This is a genomic window from Agrococcus sp. AC640b (assembly GCF_979255995.1).
This window is the reverse complement of the sequence record NZ_CEEDMM010000043.1, coordinates 222,591-239,705: the sequence shown is the minus strand read 5'-3', so window position 1 is coordinate 239,705 and position 17,115 is coordinate 222,591. Positions and strand designations below refer to the sequence as shown.

General features: G+C 72.5%; 14 protein-coding genes. 5 read left to right on the top strand and 9 right to left on the bottom strand.

Annotated features, from left to right (window positions below):
* Nucleotides 1-64 precede the first annotated feature (64 nt).
* Both ACZ6H8_RS15045 and ACZ6H8_RS15040 read left to right on the top strand, forming a co-directional pair.
* A complete protein-coding gene (locus tag ACZ6H8_RS15045; protein ID WP_464147729.1) occupies nt 65-1,471 on the top strand; it encodes an MFS transporter in 1,407 nt (468 codons plus the stop codon).
* Between the two features lie 143 nt (nt 1,472-1,614).
* Entirely contained in the window at nt 1,615-2,079 is a 465-nt protein-coding gene (locus ACZ6H8_RS15040) for a hypothetical protein (protein WP_464147727.1), read from the top strand.
* Between the two features lie 5 nt (nt 2,080-2,084).
* Here ACZ6H8_RS15040 and ACZ6H8_RS15035 read toward each other — a convergent pair whose 3' ends face one another.
* Genes ACZ6H8_RS15035 through ACZ6H8_RS15020 form a run of 4 tightly spaced genes read right to left on the bottom strand, consistent with a single transcriptional unit; the run spans nt 2,085 to nt 5,669 of the window.
* Nucleotides 2,085-3,008, bottom strand: a complete 924-nt coding sequence (locus tag ACZ6H8_RS15035) for a 1-phosphofructokinase family hexose kinase (protein ID WP_464147726.1) — start codon at nt 3,006-3,008, stop codon at nt 2,085-2,087.
* Nucleotides 3,009-3,064: 56 nt separating this feature from the next.
* The gene (locus ACZ6H8_RS15030; RefSeq protein WP_464147725.1) at nt 3,065-3,892 is read right to left on the bottom strand and encodes an ABC transporter permease; all 828 of its coding nucleotides are present in this window, start codon (nt 3,890-3,892) and stop codon (nt 3,065-3,067) included.
* Nucleotides 3,889-4,749 carry an ABC transporter permease gene (locus ACZ6H8_RS15025; protein WP_464147724.1) on the bottom strand — a complete coding sequence of 287 codons (861 nt, stop codon included), beginning with the start codon at nt 4,747-4,749 and terminating at the stop codon, nt 3,889-3,891. The genes ACZ6H8_RS15030 and ACZ6H8_RS15025 overlap by 4 nt, the downstream gene beginning before the upstream one ends.
* Nucleotides 4,746-5,669: an ABC transporter ATP-binding protein gene (locus ACZ6H8_RS15020; protein ID WP_464147723.1), complete on the bottom strand. Its 924-nt coding sequence runs from the start codon at nt 5,667-5,669 to the stop codon at nt 4,746-4,748. Before ACZ6H8_RS15020 ends, ACZ6H8_RS15025 begins: the two co-directional genes overlap by 4 nt.
* A 72-nt stretch (nt 5,670-5,741) precedes the next feature.
* On the opposite strand from ACZ6H8_RS15020, the gene ACZ6H8_RS15015 reads away from it, so the two are divergent.
* Nucleotides 5,742-7,580, top strand: coding sequence for an ABC transporter ATP-binding protein (locus tag ACZ6H8_RS15015; RefSeq protein ID WP_464147722.1), 1,839 nt, complete (start codon nt 5,742-5,744; stop codon nt 7,578-7,580).
* Between the two features lie 7 nt (nt 7,581-7,587).
* Here the strand turns inward: ACZ6H8_RS15015 and ACZ6H8_RS15010 are convergent, their stop codons facing one another.
* The 3 genes from ACZ6H8_RS15010 to gabT are packed head-to-tail and all read right to left on the bottom strand — an operon-like array spanning nt 7,588 to nt 11,350.
* A complete protein-coding gene (locus tag ACZ6H8_RS15010; protein ID WP_464147721.1) occupies nt 7,588-8,430 on the bottom strand; it encodes a nucleotidyltransferase domain-containing protein in 843 nt (280 codons plus the stop codon).
* Between the two features lie 4 nt (nt 8,431-8,434).
* Nucleotides 8,435-9,907 (bottom strand): NAD-dependent succinate-semialdehyde dehydrogenase, encoded by a 1,473-nt coding sequence (locus tag ACZ6H8_RS15005; RefSeq protein ID WP_464147720.1) that lies wholly within the window; start codon nt 9,905-9,907, stop codon nt 8,435-8,437.
* A gap of 57 nt (nt 9,908-9,964) precedes the next feature.
* On the bottom strand, nt 9,965-11,350 hold the full coding sequence (gabT, locus tag ACZ6H8_RS15000) for a 4-aminobutyrate--2-oxoglutarate transaminase (protein WP_464147754.1): 1,386 nt from the start codon (nt 11,348-11,350) through the stop codon (nt 9,965-9,967).
* A 99-nt stretch (nt 11,351-11,449) separates the two neighbouring features.
* On the opposite strand from gabT, the gene ACZ6H8_RS14995 reads away from it, so the two are divergent.
* A complete protein-coding gene (locus ACZ6H8_RS14995) occupies nt 11,450-12,940 on the top strand; it encodes a PucR family transcriptional regulator (RefSeq protein WP_464147719.1) in 1,491 nt (496 codons plus the stop codon).
* A 99-nt stretch (nt 12,941-13,039) separates the two neighbouring features.
* Nucleotides 13,040-14,332 (top strand): cation:proton antiporter, encoded by a 1,293-nt coding sequence (locus ACZ6H8_RS14990; protein ID WP_464147718.1) that lies wholly within the window; start codon nt 13,040-13,042, stop codon nt 14,330-14,332.
* Here ACZ6H8_RS14990 and ACZ6H8_RS14985 read toward each other — a convergent pair.
* Both ACZ6H8_RS14985 and ACZ6H8_RS14980 read right to left on the bottom strand, forming a co-directional pair.
* The gene (locus tag ACZ6H8_RS14985) at nt 14,304-16,514 is read right to left on the bottom strand and encodes an MMPL family transporter (RefSeq protein ID WP_464147716.1); all 2,211 of its coding nucleotides are present in this window, start codon (nt 16,512-16,514) and stop codon (nt 14,304-14,306) included. The two genes, ACZ6H8_RS14990 and ACZ6H8_RS14985, sit on opposite strands and share 29 nt — an antisense overlap.
* Nucleotides 16,511-17,089, bottom strand: a complete 579-nt coding sequence (locus tag ACZ6H8_RS14980; protein ID WP_464147715.1) for an isochorismatase family protein — start codon at nt 17,087-17,089, stop codon at nt 16,511-16,513. Before ACZ6H8_RS14980 ends, ACZ6H8_RS14985 begins: the two co-directional genes overlap by 4 nt.
* Nucleotides 17,090-17,115 lie beyond the last annotated feature (26 nt).

Here is a 17,115-nt window from a genome sequence, read left to right as displayed (position 1 = left end):
CGCGCGTGCGCGGCCTCGCACCTCCGCCTGGCTAGGCTGCTCCCAGCACTTCCGAAGGAGCCTCATGGCCGACGCATCCCCCACCACCACGACCGAGCCCAGCACGCCCGCGAACTCCCGCGGCCGGGTCATCTTCGCGAGCCTCATCGGCACGTCGATCGAGTTCTACGACTTCTACATCTACGCGACGGCCGCCGTGCTCGTGTTCCCGGCCCTGTTCTTCCCGGCCGAGAACGAGACGGCGCAGCTGCTGTCGTCGCTCGCGACGTTCGGCGTCGCGTTCGTCGCCCGCCCGATCGGCTCGATCCTGTTCGGCCACTTCGGCGACCGCATCGGCCGCAAGACGACCCTCGTCGCGTCGCTGCTGACGATGGGCGTCGCGACCGTGCTCATCGGCTGCCTGCCGACCGCGCTCACCCCCGGCTGGGAGATCCTCGCCCCCGCGCTCCTCGCGCTCATGCGCTTCTGCCAGGGCCTCGGCCTCGGCGGCGAGTGGTCGGGTGCTGCGCTGCTCGCGACCGAGAACGCCCCCGCGGGCAAGCGCGCCATCTACGGCACGTTCCCGCAGCTGGGCGCCCCCATCGGGTTCATCCTCGCCAACACGATCTTCATCGCCATCACCTACACGCTCACGCCCGAGCAGTTCGCAGAGTTCGGCTGGCGCATCCCGTTCCTGCTCTCGGCCGTGCTCGTCGCCGTCGGCCTCTACGTGCGTCTCAAGCTCATCGAGACGCCCGCGTTCACGAAGGTCGTCGAGCGCAACGAGGTCGTGAAGGTGCCTCTCGGTCGCGTGTTCAAGCACAACTGGCGACAGGTCCTGCAGGGCACGCTCATCATGTTCGCGACCTACGTGCTGTTCTACCTCATGACGACGTTCACGCTCACGTTCGGCACCCGCGCCTCGACGGTCGAGCAGGGCGCAGCCGCAGCCGAGGCTGCCGGTCAGCCGTTCAACCCCGACACGTTCGTGCCAGGCCTCGGCTTCCAGCGCATCGACTTCCTCTGGCTGCTCATCGTCGGCGTCGTCTTCTTCGGCATCTTCACGCTCGTCGCGGGCCCCCTCGCGGAGCGCTTCGGCCGCAAGTGGATGCTCGCGACCGTCTCGGCGGCGATCGTCGTCTTCGGCCTGCTGTGGGTGCCGCTGTTCGGCAGCGGCTTCGTCGGCATCATGGCCGCGCTCATCCTCGGCTTCACCCTCATGGGCCTCACCTTCGGTCCCATGGCGGCGTACCTGCCCGAGCTGTTCCCCGCGAACGTGCGCTACACGGGCTCCGCGCTCGCGTACAACCTGTCGAGCGTCATCGGTGCGGCTCCCGCATCGTTCGTCGCCGTCGCGCTGTGGGGCCTCGCGGGCGGCTCGCCGCTGCTCGTCGGCCTCTACCTGTCGGCTGCGGCAGCGCTGACGCTCGTCGTGCTGCTGCTGTCGAAGGACACCCGCGACCAGGACTACGTGAACTCCACGTCGGCCTGACGCGCACCTCGCCGCACCGACGAACGGGCCCCGACCACGGTTGGGGCCCGTTCGCCGGTTCGGAGGACATCGGCACCGCACGCTCGACGAACGCGCGCCGCGCACCCGGGCCCCTCGCCGGTGGCCCGGCTAGCGTCGACGACATGCCCCTCCGCCGCTCCATCGCCGCAGCCCTCGCCGTCGCCCTGGGTGGGCTCGCGCTCGCCGGCTGCGTCGTCGTGCCCGATGCTCCACAGCCCTCGCCGCCGTGCAGCGCGGTCGCCGTGCATCCGCTGCCCGCGTGCTCGCAGGTGCCCACGCTCTCGCCGACATCGGTGACGTACTCGCAGTCGCAGGCGATCCCCGGCTTCGACGGGGGCGCCTACCTCGTCACCGACGCCGACGCGCTCGCCGCCCTCGCCGACGTCGTCCGATACGAGGTGCAGGGCGACACGACCATCGTCGGCGACTGCGACGGCGGGCGCACGACGCACCTCGTCGTCGAGACGACGCAGCACGGCACCGTGACGATCGTGGTCGACACCTGCACCGACGAGGCCCTCCCGAACGCGATCGACGAGCTCGTGAGCGGCTGGCGCGCGTCGGGCGTCGGCACGCCCGTGCCGTAGTCGCATCAGCGCTCGACGCGCTCCACGACGACGTGCTCGGCGACGGCCCGGATCGCCTCCGCATCGCCCGTGCCGAGGCCGTGCCTCGTGACGTTGACCGCACCGGCAGCGGCGCCGAGCCGGATGGCGTCCTCGACGCTGCGACCGTCGGCGATCGCGAGGGCGAGCCCCGCCGTGTACGAGTCGCCTGCGCCGGAGTGGTCCACGACCTCGAGCCTCGGAGCAGTGACCCGCAGCAGTCCGCCCTCGTGCAGCACGAGCGAGCCGACGTCGGCGCGCGACACCGCCACGACGTCGACGCCGCGCTCGCGCAGGCCCTCCATCGCCGCGACGAGCTGCTGCTCGTCGTCGCCGTCATCGACGAGCCCGTCGGCGATCAGCTCCTCGTGGCTCACCTTCACGACGGTCGCGCCGCCATCGACGGCAGCCGCGAGCCGTTCCCCCGCGAGGTCGACGAGCACGCGGCACTCGAGCGCGGTCAGGTCGCTCGCGAGCCTGCGGTACACGTCGGCGTCGAGGGTCTCGTCGTCGACCGGGCCCGACAGGATGACGAGGTCGGCGTGCGCCGCCTCGCGCAGCACCATCGAGTACAGGGAGTCGAGATCGTGGCGGTTCAGCGGCGAGCCGTCGGTCTCGACGATCGACGTGCGCTCCCCCGAGCGGCGGTCGGTGATGCGCACGGGGTTCACGCCCTCGCGGTCGAGGTCGGCGACCGCGAGCCCCTCGTCGCCCAGCAGCCGTTCGGCGACCCTGCCCGGCTCGCCCGCGAACGACGCGACGAGCGCGACCTCCGCGCCGAGCGCTCGCAGCATCCTCGCCTGCCACACGCCTTGGCCGCCGACGTGGATGTGCACGTCGGGCTCGTCGCCGTGCTCCTCGATCGCGATCGACAGCAGCGGCGCAGGTGCGAAGACGAGGATGCGGGGCATGCCTCGACGCTAGCGAGGCGCTCGAGCGCGCACGCGGGCTTGCGCCATCGCCGTCGTCAGCGCAGGAAGAGCGCCTTGAGCCGTGACGTCGTGAAGAGGATGCCGAGCACCGACATCGCCGCGAGGTAGCCGATGTGGATGAGCAGCGACCAGTCGAGGATGCCGAGCGTCAGCTGCCGCATCATGTCGACGCCGTGCCACAGCGGCATCGCCATGATGATCCACTGGACCGCCGGCGGGTAGACCTCGATGGGGAAGAACGTCGCCGACAGCAGGAACATCGGCATCATGACGAAGTACACGTAGTCGAGGTGCTGGAACGTCTTCATGTAGCTCGTCACGGCCATGCCGAGGCTCGCGAACGCGAAGGCGATGAGCACGGCGGCGGGGATGGCCAGCAGCGCCGTGGGCGACATGTTGAGGCCCATGACGGTCGTGACCGCCATGAAGCCGCACGCGTACAGGAAGCCGCGGAACAGGGCCATGAAGATCTCGCCGAGCGCGACGTCGAGCGGGCCGAGCGACGTCGACAGCATGCCGTCGTAGAGCTTGCCGTAGTGCATCTTGAAGAAGACGTTCATCGTCGAGTCGAACACCGCGCCGTTCATCGCCGACACCGCCATGAGCGCCGGCGCGATGTAGGCGGCGTACGGCACCTCGACGCCGCGGTAGTCGAGCACGCCGATGAGGGCGCCGAGGCCGATGCCCATCGACAGCAGGTAGAAGATCGGCTCGAAGAAGCCGGAGACGACGACCGTGAGGTTGTTGCGCCGCATCACGTGCATGCCGCGGCCGATGACGGCGCGCGCGTTGCCCGCGTAGATGCCGGAGAGCGGTCCGCGCGGGCGCTGGGTGAGCAGCGGCTCGGAGAGGTGGGCGGTCACAGGTCGAGCCTCCTCCGGAAGACGCGCACGGCGAGCAGGAACCCGACGGTCGCGAACCCGACGAGCACCGCGACGTGCACGACGACGAGCCAGTCGGGCACGGGCGCGCCGTACAGCGCCCACCTGCCGAGGTCGACGGCGTGCCACAGCGGCGAGATCCACCCGATCCACTGCAGGAACCACGGCAGCGTCTCGAGCGGGAAGTAGGTGCCCGAGAAGAGCATGAGGGGCAGCGTCACGAAGCGGTCGATGAAGTTCAGCTGCCCGCGGTCCTGCTCCTGGTGCGCAGCCCACGCCGTGACGGGCAGGGCGACCGCCAGCACGAGGATCCACGCGATCGGCACGAGCCACAGCGCCCGCGGCGAGTCGGTGACGCCCAGCAGCCAGATGGCGACGACGTACACGACCGACAACGGGATGACGCGCACGAGCGTGCCGATCGTGTATCCGACGACCATCTGCGCAGGGCTCACGGGGCTCGACCGCATCGCCATGAAGATCGGCACCCACTTGAAGCCGCCGAACACGCCGTAGGTCGACTCCTGCGCCGCCGTCTGCATCGCGGAGCCGAGCACGAGCGCGGGTGCGAGGAACAGCAGGAAGTCGGCTCCGCCGACGTCCTGCCCGCCCTGCGCGTCGTTCACGACGATCGCGAGGCCGAAGCCGAGACCGGCGACGTAGAGGAACGGCGAGGCGAGGCCGAGCCCGATCCACGTGCCGACGTAGGCGCGCATCGCGCGGATGCGCTGCTCGGCGACGTACCACCAGCCGAGCCTGCGGCTGCGACGCGCGGCGTCGATGCCGATCGCCACCCGATCGGCCTGCGTGCCCGCCTCGGCCTCCATGGGCGCGCTCATTCGATGAGGGTGCGGCCGGTGAGCCTGAGGAACACGTCCTCGAGGCTCGAGCGTCGCACGAGGCTCGTGATGGGCTTGAGGTCTCGCGCGTGGATCGCCTGCAGCGCGGCGTCGCCGTCGTGCGCGTAGACGAGGATTCGGTCGGGCAGCACCTCGAGGCGGTCGCCGATGCCGCCGATGGCCTTCGCCGCCTCGGCGTTGCGGCTCGACCCGAACCGCACCTCGAGCACCTCGCGCGACGAGTGGTCGCGGATGAGGGATGCCGGGCTGCCCTCGGCGACGATGCGCCCGTGGTCGACGACGACGAGGCGGTCGCACAGCTGCTCGGCCTCGTCCATGAAGTGGGTGGTGAGCACGAGCGTCGTGCCGCGCTCCTTGAGGCGGAAGAGCCGATCCCACAGGATGTGGCGCGCTTGCGGGTCGAGGCCCGTGGTGGGCTCGTCGAGCAGCAGGATGCGCGGCTCGTTCATGAGGCCGCGGGCGATCGTGAGGCGGCGCTTCATGCCGCCGGAGAGGTCGTCGACCCGCGCCTTCGCCTTCTCGGTGAGCTGCGCGAACTCGAGCAGCTCGTCGGCGCGCTGCTGCACCACGGCGCGCGGCAGGCCGAAGTAGCGGCCGTACACGACGAGGTTCTCGCGAGCGCGCAGCTCGGTGTCGAGGGTGTCGGCCTGCGGCACGACGCCAAGCTGGGCGCGGATCTCGGGTCCGTGGTCGTTCGCATCGAGGCCGAGCACGTCGAGGGTGCCCTCGGTGCGCATCGACACGGCCGAGATCATGCGCATCGTCGTCGACTTGCCCGCACCGTTGGGCCCGAGGAAGCCGAACGACTCCCCCTGCTCGATGTCGAAGTCGATGCCATCGACGGCGGTGAAGTCGCCGTAGCGCTTGACGAGGCCACGGGCGGAGATGACGGCTGGCACGAGCACTCACTGTAGCCGCGCCCTCCGACACGAGCCCTGGATGCATGCGCCGCGGTGGGATGATGGACGGCGATGAGCGAGCGACGAGGATTCCTGCGGCGAGCCGCCGACGACGGGCCGAAGGCATCGGTGCGCGAGCTGCTCCCCTACCTGTTCCCGAAGAAGGGGCTGCTCGTCGGCGCGCTCGTGCTGTCGGTCTTCGGCGCCGTGACGAGCCTCGTGCAGCCGCTGCTCGTGCAGCAGATCATCACGGCCGTGCAGGACTCCGAGCCCCTCACCTGGCTGCCGTGGGTGCTCGTGGGCATCGTGCTGCTCGACGGCGTCGTCGGCGGCGTGCAGCACTTCCTGCTGCAGGTGCTCGGCGAGCACGTCGTGCTGCGCACGCGCACGCAGCTCGTCGGCCGCCTGCTGCACCTGCCGATCGCCGAGTTCGACCAGCGCCGCACCGGCGACCTCGTGAGCCGAGTCGGCAGCGACACGACGCTGCTGCGCGCCGTGCTGACGCAGGGCCTGGTGGAGTCGGTCGGCGGGCTGCTGACGTTCGTCGGCGCGATCGTGGCGATGCTCGTCATCGACCCCATGCTCTTCGGCCTCACGCTGCTCGTCGTCGTGGTCGCGTTCGGCGCCGTGCTCGTGGTCATGCCCATGCTCACGCGCGCGACGCGCGCGGCGCAGGAGCAGGTCGGCCACCTCACGAGCGCGCTCGAGCGCGCCATCTCGGCCGTGCGCACCGTTCGAGCGGCGAACGCGACCGATCGCGAGATCGCGGTCGTCGGCGAGCGCTCCACCGCGGCCTTCGGCGCGGGCGTGCGCGTCGCGCGCATCTCGGCGCTCGTCGTGCCCATCGCCGGCATCGCCGTGCAGGTGGCGTTCCTCGTCGTGATCGGCGTGGGCGGACTGCGGGTCGCGACGGGCGAGCTGCCCATCGCCTCCCTCGTGGGCTTCCTGATGTTCCTGTCGTACATGATCTTCCCGCTTGGGCAGATGATCGGCGCCGTCACGGCGGTGTCGACGGCGCTCGGCGCGCTCGGCCGCATCCAGGAGATCGTGCGCCTCGACGCGGAGGACGCGGGCGACGTCGTCGACGACGCGCGCACGTCCGACGCCGCGATCGCCTTCGAGGGCGTCTCGTTCCGCTACCCGGAGGCCGTGGTGCGCTCGCGGGCGACGGCGGAGGGCGCCGATGCGGAGGCGGCGGCCGAGCTCGCGAGCCCGACGGTGCTGCACGACGTGACCTTCACGGTGCCGCCGGGCTCGCGGACGGCGATCGTGGGCCCGTCCGGTGCAGGCAAGTCGACGCTCTTCGCGCTCATCGAGCGCTTCTACGACCCGACGTCGGGGACGATCGTCGTCGACGGCCGCGATGCGCGCTCGCTCGAGCGGCGTGCGTTGCGCGCCGGCATCGGCTACGTCGAGCAGGATGCGCCGGTGCTCGCAGGCAGCGTGCGCGACAACCTGCTGCTCGCAGCCCCCGACGCCTCCGACGAGACGCTGCTGGAGGTGCTGGGCCGCGTGAACCTCCGCGAGATCGTCGATCGCTCCGCCGACGGGCTCGACGCGGCCGTGGGCGAGCACGGCGTGCGTCTCTCGGGCGGCGAGCGTCAGCGCCTCGCGATCGCGCGCGCGCTGCTGTCGGCGCCCGCGGTGCTGCTGCTCGACGAGTCGACGTCGAGCCTCGACGGCCGCAACGAGGCGCAGCTGCAGGCGGCGATCGACGCCGTCGCGGTGGGCCGCACGCTGCTCGTGATCGCGCACCGTCTGTCGACGGTCGCGGACGCCGACCAGATCGTCGTGCTCGACGCCGGCCGCGTCGTCGCCACGGGCACGCACGCCGAGCTGCTCGTCGCGAGCCCGCTGTACCTCGAGCTCGCGACGCACCAGCTGCTCGTGCCCGCCGACGCCGCGAGCTAGGCGCGCGTCAGGCGCGCGTGCCGCCGCGCCGCTCGGGCCGGCCCGCGCTCTCGATGGTCGCCGTCATGAGCGCAGCCGTCCGCGCCCGCCACTCCGCGCGCGGCGGGCTCGCGGGCAGCGGCTGGTCGCGCACGTGGGCGAGCGCGACGTCGACGATGCCCGCCGCCTCCTCGAAGCGCGCCAGCGCGAGCACGCCTGCCTGCTCCTTCGTGAGGATGCGGCCCGTGACGATCGTCGCGTCGAGGCGGGCGGGGCCGAGCACGCACCATGCGACCCACGCCGCGGTCATCGGGCGGCGACGACGCACGACGGCGTCGCGCACGGATCGCCAGTAGTCGTCGAGGTTCGCGCGGTTCCACGCGACGAGCCGGTCGGGCTCGGCGTCAAGCCCCCACGTCGCGATCGGCGCGCCGCGCACGAGGACGCCGCCGTCGAGCAGCTCGCGCCACACGACGGGGTTCACGTCGAACGCCGCCCCGACGACGAACTGCTCGCCCGTGTGCGATGCGATGGGGCGGATGGTCGTCACGGGGTGCGCGAGCTCGCTCGCGTGCACGAACGACGCATTGCACGCCGCCGAGATGCCGTGCCCGCGCGCCACGCGGCCCGCGATGCGCGGCACCTGCGACCGGTGCAGCCTGCGGAGCCTGCGCATGTCGCGCCTGCGCACGGCGCCGCCACCCAGCACGACCAGCAGGTCGACGTCGCTGCGACCCGGCCGGTACGCGCCGAGCGCGACCGATCCGGCGATCGCGCACGCCACGACGCGCCCGGGCAGCAGTCGGTCGGCGGCCTTCAGGTAGTCGCGCACGGCATGGACGACCTCGGGGTGGAGCACGTCCAGGCGCACGGGATCAGGAGGCGTAGGGGCTGGGCATGAGGGTGTACTTCGTCTCGAGGTACTCGTGGATGCCCTCGGCGCCGCCCTCGCGGCCGAGACCCGACTGCTTCACGCCGCCGAACGGTCCCGCTGCATTCGAGACGACGCCCACGTTGAGGCCCATCATGCCGGTGTCGATGAGGTCGATCATGCGCTGGCCGCGGGCGGCGTCGGCGGTGAAGACGTAGCCGACGAGGCCGTACTCCGTCGCGTTCGCGAGCGCCACCGCCTCCTCCTCCGTCGAGAAGCGCTGGATGCCGACGACGGGTCCGAAGATCTCCTCGACCGAGACCGACATGTCGGCCGAGACGCGGTCGATCACGGTGGGCTCGAAGAACGAGCCCGCGCCCTCGATGGCCTTGCCGCCGGTCGTGACGACGGCGCCGGCGGCGACGGCCTCGTCGACGAGGCGCACGGCGTTGTCCACGGCCTTCGGCTCGACGAGCGGGCCGATCTGCACGCCCTCCTCGGTGCCGCGGCCGACCTGCATCGACTGCACGCGCTCGGTGATGCGCTGCGCGAACTCGTCGGCGATCGACTCGTGCACGATGAACCGGTTCGCGGCGGTGCACGCCTGGCCGATGTTGCGGAACTTCGCGAGCATCGCGCCCTCGACGGCCTTCGTCAGGTCGGCGTCCTCGAACACGACGAACGGCGCGTTGCCGCCGAGCTCCATCGATGCCTTCAGCACGTTGTCGGCCGCCTTCTTCAGCAGCTGCACCCCCACGGGCGTCGAGCCGGTGAACGACACCTTCCGCAGGCGCGGGTCGGCGAGGATCGCATCCGACAGCGCACCCGTGCTCTTCGTCGTGACGACGTTGACGACGCCCTTCGGCAGGCCGGCGTCCTCGAGCAGCTGCGCGAACGCGAGGGTCGTCAGGGGCGTGAGCGTCGCGGGCTTCACGACCGCGGTGCAGCCGGCTGCGATCGCGGGCGCGATCTTGCGCGTCGCCATCGCGAGCGGGAAGTTCCACGGCGTGATGAGGTAGCACGGCCCGACGGGGCGGTGCGTGACGATCATCTGGCCCGTGCCCTCGGGGTTCTGCTGGTAGCGGCCGTCGATGCGCACCGCCTCCTCCGAGAACCACCGCAGGAACTCGCCGCCGTACGCGACCTCGCCGCGCGCCTCGGCGAGCGGCTTGCCCATCTCGAGCGTCATGAGCAGCGCGAAGTCCTCCTTGCGCTCCTGCAGCAGCTCCCACGCCTTCCGCAGCACCTCGCCGCGCACGCGCGCAGGCGTGCGCGCCCATGCGTCCTGCGCTGCGACGGCGGCGTCGAGCGCCCGCACCCCGTCGGCGACCGAGCCGTTCGCGATCGTCTTGATGACCTCACCCGTCGACGGGTCGGTCACGTCGATCGTGCCGTCCTCGCCGTCGACCCATGCGCCGTCGATGTACAGCGCGCCGTGCACGCCCTCCAGCAGCGTCGCCTCGTCGTGGTGCGTCATGGGTGCTCCTTCGCAGGTCGGGGACGTCCTCAGCCTACGGCCGGACGCGTGGATGGGTCAGGCGGTTGCGAGGGCGTCGCACAGCACGTCGAGCCCCTCGCGCAGCAGATCGTCGCCGATCGCCAGCGGCGGCAGCAGTCGCACGACGTTGCCGTCGGTGCCGCACGTGAGCACGATGACGCCCGCAGCGTGCGCGGCGGCGGCGACGCGGCCCGTGAGCGCGGCATCCGGCAGGCCCGTCTCGGGGTCGACGAGCTCGATCGCCAGCATCGCGCCGCGTCCGCGCACGTCGCCGATGCGGGGGTCCTGCGCCTGCGCGGCGCGCAGCCGGTCGAGCGCGATGGACTCGATCTCGCGGGCGCGCTCGACGAGCCCGCCCTCGAACGCGGCGATGGCGGCGAGCGCCGCTGCGCACGCGACGGGGTTGCCGCCGTACGTGCCGCCGAGGCCACCGACGTGCGCGGCGTCCATGATCTCGGCGCGGCCCGTGACGGCCGAGAGCGGCATGCCGCCCGCGAGGCCCTTCGCGGTGACGACGAGGTCGGGCTCGAAGCCGAAGTGCTCGGAGGCGAACATCGCGCCGGTGCGCGCGAAGCCCGTCTGCACCTCGTCGGCGATGACGACGATGCCGTGGGTGCGCGCCCACTGCGCGATCGCGGGCAGGAACCCGTCGGCGGGCACCACGAAGCCGCCCTCGCCCTGGATGGGCTCGACGATGACGGCCGCGATCTCGTCGGTCTCGACCTGGCGCTCGATGCGATCGACCGCGATGCGCGCCGCCTCGGCGCCCGTGCGGCCGTCGCGGAACGGGTACGACATCGGGGCGCGGTGCACGTCGGCTCCGAAGGGGCCGAAGCCGCGCTTGTACGGCATCGACTTGGCGGTGAGCGCCATCGTGAGGTTCGTGCGGCCGTGATACGCGTGGTCGAACGCGACGATCGTGCTGCGGCGCGTGGCCGCGCGGGCGATCTTCACGGCGTTCTCGACGGCCTCGGCGCCCGAGTTGAACAGGGCCGTGCGCTTGCCGAAGTCGCCGGGCGTGAGCCGATTGAGGGCCTCGGCGACGGCGACGTAGCCCTCGTAGCCCGTGACGGTGAAGCACGTGTGCGTGAACTGCTCGAGCTGCGCCGTCGCGGCGGCGACGACCGCGGGGTCGGCGTTGCCGACGGAGGTGACGGCGATGCCGGAGCCGAGGTCGATGAGCGAGTTGCCGTCGACGTCGACGACGACGCCGCCACCCGCTGCCGTCACGAAGACCGGCAGCGCCATGCCGACGCCGCGTGCGACGGCCTCGGTCTTGCGTGCGAGCAGCGCCTGGGAGACAGGGCCGGGAATCGCGGTGCGCACCCTGCGCTCCTGCGCGAGCGACGGTCCGCCGCGAGGGGTCGGCGGATGCGTCGTCGGCGTCCCCGCCGCGATGTCGTGCATGGTCGTCTGCTGCATGCTCACGTAGGCCCCCTCGGCTCGGTGGCACCACGGTAGGCGGAGGACGACCTCGCCCCGTCTGCCAGCGTGGCACCTCAGCGTGCGATGATTGCCATCATGGCATCCACGGCTCGAGCGACGCCCGCGATCCCCACCGTCGCGTCGCTCGTCGACGAGCCCACGCTGCACCTGCGCGGCATCGTCGCCGGCGGCGACGAGCGCCGCTCGAGTCGCATCTCGTGGATCGCCGCATCCGACCTGCCCGATCCGACGCCCTTCCTCGGCCAGGACCACGTGCTGCTCACGACCGGCAGGCAGCTCGTCGACGACGACGTCCGCGCCCCCGGCTACGTGCGGGCGCTCGTCGACGCCGGCGTCCTCGCGCTCGGCTTCGGCACCGGCGTCCACGCCGACGCCGTGCCCGCACCCCTCGTGGACGCGTGCCTCGCCGCCGACCTGCCGCTGTTCGAGGTGCCCTACGAGGAGCGCTTCCTCGCCATCATCCGGTGGAACGCCGAGCTGGCGACGGCGCGCGACCGCTGGGCCGCCGACGCGCAGCGCTCGGTCGCCGCCGCCGCGAGCCGAGCGGACGGCGCCGCGGCCGTCGTGCGCGCCCTCGCACGCGAGCTGGGCGTCGACGCCGCCCTGCTCGACGACCGCGCGCGCGTGCAGGCGTCGGCGGGCCGCGCCCTCCCCGACGCCGTGCTCGACGAGGTGCGCGCGGGGGTGCGCACAGGACGCCGCACGGCACGCACGGCCGAGGGCTCCGACGGCACGTGGACGCTCGTGCAGACGCTCGGCGGCGCAGGCAGGCTCCACGGCGCCCTCGCCCTCGTGGGGTCCGCAGCGCTCGACGCTCCCGCCCGCTCCGTCGCGACGACCGCCGCTGGACTGCTCGAGCTCGCGCTCACGACGTCGCAGGCCGCCCGCGACCGCGTCGCCGCGCTCGAGGGCGCGATCCTCGAGCAGGCGCTCGCCGGCGAGGTGCGGTCGACGTCGAGGCTGCTCGCGCGCGTCGGCGAGACGCTGCCTGCCGAGCCGATCGTCGTCGCCGTCGCCGGCGGCGCACTCGGCCTCGAGGTCGAGGGAGCGGGGACGACGTCGTCGAGCGTGCGCGGCGGCGAGACGCTCGTCGTCGCGAGCGCCGTGGATCGCGATGCCGTCGTCGCAGCGCTCGCCGGCGCGGACGTCCCCGTCGGCTGGTCGGCGCCCGCCTCATGGGCCGATGCACCGACGGCGACCGCGCAGGCCCGCACCGCCCTCGACCGCGCACGGCGGCAGGGTGCGGCATCCGCCACGTACTCCCCCGCCGCCGACGGCCTGCTCGGTCTGCTCGACGACCGCGCCGTACGGGCCGCCGCGACCGCACACCTGGGCGAGCTGCTCGCGACCGAGGCGGGCGACGCCGACCTCGCGCTCGCGCGCACCTGGTTCGCGCACGACTGCGCGTGGGATGCCGCGGCGCGTGCGACGGGCATGCACCGGCACACGCTGCGCGGCAGGATCGTCGCGCTCGGCACGTCGCTCGGGCTCGACGTGACCGTCTTCGGCGATCGCGCCACGCTGTGGGCGTGGCTGCGGGCGACCGACGAGCCCGAAGCACCCTGACGCTTGGCGCATCAACCCCTGGCGCCGGTGGTCGCTAGCACGATCTGCGCCTCGTCGGGGCCGGCTTGCTCGGCCGATCTCGTCGCGTGACACTGCAACGTGACCGCGGACCTGGCGTACCTGATCTTCGGAGCAGCACTGCTCATCGCCGTGGTCCTGCCCGTCGCCCTCAAGCGCGTGGCGCTGTCGGCTCCGGTCGTGCTGCTCGCGGTCGGATGCCTGATCGGGCTGCTGCCCATGTGGGAGGCGGAGACCTTCTCCCCCATCGTGCACGCCGACGTCACCGAGCATCTGACCGAGGCCACGGTGCTGGTCTCGCTGATGGGGGTCGGGCTGGCGCTCGACCGCCCGCTCAGCCTGCGTCGACCGGGTGACTGGCGTCGGTGGTCGGCGACGTGGCGGCTGCTCGCCATCACCATGCCGCTGTGCATCGGGGCCGTCGCGCTGCTCGGCTGGTGGTGGATGGGGCTCGCGCTGCCCGCGGCCCTCCTGCTGGGTGCGGCGCTCGCTCCCACCGACCCGGTGCTCGCGAGCGACGTCCAGGTCGAGGGGCCGGGGCAGCCGAGCGAGTCGACCGGCGAGATCGACGAGTCCGACGAGGTCCGGTTCGCGCTCACGTCCGAGGCCGGTCTCAACGACGCGCTCGCGTTCCCCTTCGCCTACGGTGCGATCCTCCTCGCTGGCCAGGCAGCGATGTCGGAGTGGATCGGGGCGTGGGTCGGCTTCTATCTCGTGGCCAAGGTCCTCATCGGCGTGGTCATCGGCGCCGCCGTGGGATGGCTGCTCGGACGGATCGCGTTCCGCTCGTCCAAGGTGTCCATGCGGGTCGCGGAGCGTGGCCAACCCCTGATGGCCGTCGTTGCGCTGCTGCTGGCGTACGGAGCGTCGGAGGTGGCCCAGGGATACGGCTTCGTGGCCGTGTTCGTCGCCGCCCTCACCCTTCGCTCGGTCGAGCGCGGGCACGAGTACCACCGGCAGATGCATGCGACCATCGAGCGGCTGGAGCAGCTGCTGACCCTCGTCGTGCTGCTGCTGCTGGGCATCTCCCTCACGAACGGCCTCCTGGCCGACCTGACCCCCGGTGGCGTCGCCGTGGGGATCGCGCTCGTGCTCGTCATCCGGCCCCTGACGGGGTGGATCGCGCTCGCGGTCGGCAGGCGGCGACCGACGAGCGGCGACCGCCCGCTGCGGGGCCGCGAGCGGCTCGCCGTCGGGTTCTTCGGCGTGCGGGGCGTCGGGTCGATCTTCTACGTGGCCTACGCTGCCGGCGAGGCCGGCTTCGCCGAGCTCCCGGCGCTCTGGTCGACGGTCGGCTTCACCATCACCCTCTCGGTGATCGTGCACGGCATCTCCGCGACTCCGATCATGCGGCGGGTGGGCGCGGAGGCGTGACGCTCGTGCCCTCCGTCCGACGCCAGAGCGCCGATGGCCACCACGTGACCTTCCCGATCTCGAGCGCGAGCGCAGGCACGAGCAGCGAGCGCACGAGCACGGTGTCGATGAGCACGCCGAGCGCCACGATGATCGCGATCTGCAGCAGGAACAGCACGGGGATGACCGCGAGCGCCGCGAACGTCGCCGCGAGCACGACGCCTGCCGACGTGATGACGCTGCCCGTGACGCGCAGGCCCGCGAGCACGCCCTCGCGATGCCCGAGCCTGCCCACCTCCTCCCGCACGCGCGTCATGAGGAAGATGTTGTAGTCGACGCCGAGCGCGACGAGGAACACGAACGCGAACAGCGGCACCGACGGATCCATCGCCTCCCTGCCCATCGCGTGCAGGATGAGCGCGCCCACGCCCAACGCCGTGCCGAACGACAGCACGGTCGTGAGGATGAGCAGGATCGGGGCCACGATCGCACGCAGCAGCAGCGCGAGGATCACGAGGATGACCGCGAGCACGATCGGGATGATGAGCGCCCGGTCGTGGATGGCCGTGTCGTTCGTGTCGATCGCCGTCGCCGTCGTGCCGCCCACGAGCGCGTCGGCGAGGCCCGCGCCCGCGAGGGCGTCGCGGACGTCGCGCACCGTCTGCTGCGCGGCATCCGAGTCGGGTGCGGCGTCGAGCGTGAGCTGCAGCAGCACGCGTCCGTCGACGACCTGCGGCTCGCCGGCTGGCGCACCGGGCGCCGCGGGCTCGCCCGCGTCGCCGACGGGCACCGTGCCCCCCGGGGCTTCGTCGCTCGTCGCGGCGACGGCGTCGACCCCGTCGACGTCGCCTGCCGTCTCGGCGACGGCGTCGAGGTCGCCCTCGTCGGCGAGCACGTACGTGGGTGCGCCCGAGCCGCCGGGGAAGTGGTCCGAGAGCACGGCCTGCCCGTCGCGAGCCTGCGACGAGCCGGTGACGAACTCGCTCGAGGGCACGCCGTTCGCCTGCAGCTGCGTCATGCCGACCGCGCCGGCTGCGAGCACGAGGAACGTCACGATCCAGACGGGCCTCGGTCGCGCGCCCACGAGCCGCGCGACGCGCGCCCACAGGCCCGCCGAGGCGGCCTTCGCATGCTGCGCCTCGTGCTCGTGCGCACCGTGGTGCTTGGGTCGCAGGGGCCAGAACGCGACGCGGCCGACGGCGTACAGCAGCGCGGGCAGCATCGTGAGGCCCGCCAGCAGCGCCATCGCGATGCCGATCGCCGCGACGGGGCCGAGCTGCCGGTTCGACTGCAGGTCCGACAGCAGCAGGCACAGGAGCCCGGCGATCACGGTGCCGCCCGAGGCGAGGATCGGCTCGAACGAGCCCTTCCACGCCGCGACCGTCGCATCCCAACGTCTCGCGTGCAGCGTGAGCGCCTCGCGGTACCTCGCCGTGTACAGCAGCGCGTAGTCGGTCGCGGCACCCACGACGAGGATGAACAGGATGCCCTGCGTCTGTCCGCTCAGCTGCAGCACGCCGGCCTGCGCGAGCAGGAACACCACGAGGATCGCGAGGCACAGCGCAGCGACCGACGTCAGCAGCACGAGGATGGGCAGCAGCGGCGAGCGGTACACGATCACGAGGATCACGAGCACCGCGGCGAGGGCCACGAGCAGCAGGATGCCGTCGATGCCTCCGAAGGCCTCCGCGATGTCGGCGGCGAAGCCCGCAGGGCCCGTGACGGCGCCCGTGAGGCCGCCCGGCGCGTCGGCGACGAGGTCGCGCATCGCCTCGACGGCGACGTCGACGGCCTCCGAGTCGCCCGAGTCGATGACGGCCACGATCTGCACGGCCTCGCCGTCGTCGCTCGGGATCGCGGGCGAGGCCTCGACGACGCCGTCGACCTCGCCGACGTCGGCCGCGAGGCTCTGCGCGCCCGCGAGCTGGTCGTCGGTCAGCGCCCCGTCGCCCTCGAGCACGACGATCGCGGGGATGCGGTCGTCGCCGAGGAAGCCACCGAGGGCCTCCTGCACGGCCGTCGCGTCGGCCGACTGCGGCAGGAAGGCCGCCTGGTCGTTCTCGACGACCTCGTCGAGCCTGCCGAACGTGGGTCCGCCGACGCCGAGCGCGGTGAGCCAGCCGACGATGAGCACGGCGGGGATGACGGCGCGCAGCCAGCGGGGCACGCGGCCCGTGGCGCGTGCGGGGGCGGGGGCGGTCACCGGACTGCCACGCCTGCGTCGGCGAGCTCGGTGAGCGCCGCGGCGCGGGTGCCGGGGGCGACGGCGGCGGTGAGCGCGTCGACGACCGTGACGCTGGGCACGACGGGCAGGCCGTCGAGGGCGGAGGCCTTCACGCAGTAGTCGGTGGCGATGCCGACGACGACGAGCTCGTCGACGCCGGCGGCGTCGAGTACGTCGGCGAGGGCGCGGCCGTCGTCGGTCTCGCCCTCGAACGCCGAGTACGACGGCTCTCCCTGGCCCTTGAAGACGTGGACGTCGACGAGCGAGGCGTCGAGCGCGGGGTGGTAGTCGGCGCCGGGCGTGCCTGCGACGCAGTGCACGGGCCACGTGTCGACGTAGTCGGGCTCGCCCGTGCCGAACTGCGGCGCGGCGAAGTGCCCGCCGTTGTCGTCGTCGCCGTGGTGCCAGTCGCGGCTCGCGATCACGAGCGCGTAGTCGCTCGCGCGCACGTGCTCGGTGATCGCGGCGGCGACGGCGCCCCCGCCGTCGCAGCCGAGGGCTCCACCCTCGGTGAAGTCGTTCTGGACGTCGACGATGAGCAGCGCACGGACCATGCGTCAAATACTACGCTGGCTGACCT

Bases quoted from the DNA above. Each gene is read 5' to 3' on its own strand.
- ACZ6H8_RS15015 (WP_464147722.1), top strand. From the start codon at position 5,742: ATGAGCGAGCGACGAGGATTCCTGCGGCGAGCCGCCGACGACGGGCCG.
- gabT (WP_464147754.1), bottom strand. From the start codon at position 11,350: ATGCAGCAGACGACCATGCACGACATCGCGGCGGGGACGCCGACGACG.
- ACZ6H8_RS15045 (WP_464147729.1), top strand. From the start codon at position 65: ATGGCCGACGCATCCCCCACCACCACGACCGAGCCCAGCACGCCCGCG.
- ACZ6H8_RS15025 (WP_464147724.1), bottom strand. From the start codon at position 4,749: ATGAGCGCGCCCATGGAGGCCGAGGCGGGCACGCAGGCCGATCGGGTG.
- ACZ6H8_RS14980 (WP_464147715.1), bottom strand. From the start codon at position 17,089: ATGGTCCGTGCGCTGCTCATCGTCGACGTCCAGAACGACTTCACCGAG.
- ACZ6H8_RS15035 (WP_464147726.1), bottom strand. From the start codon at position 3,008: ATGCCCCGCATCCTCGTCTTCGCACCTGCGCCGCTGCTGTCGATCGCG.
- ACZ6H8_RS15005 (WP_464147720.1), bottom strand. From the start codon at position 9,907: ATGACGCACCACGACGAGGCGACGCTGCTGGAGGGCGTGCACGGCGCG.
- ACZ6H8_RS14995 (WP_464147719.1), top strand. From the start codon at position 11,450: ATGGCATCCACGGCTCGAGCGACGCCCGCGATCCCCACCGTCGCGTCG.
- ACZ6H8_RS15040 (WP_464147727.1), top strand. From the start codon at position 1,615: ATGCCCCTCCGCCGCTCCATCGCCGCAGCCCTCGCCGTCGCCCTGGGT.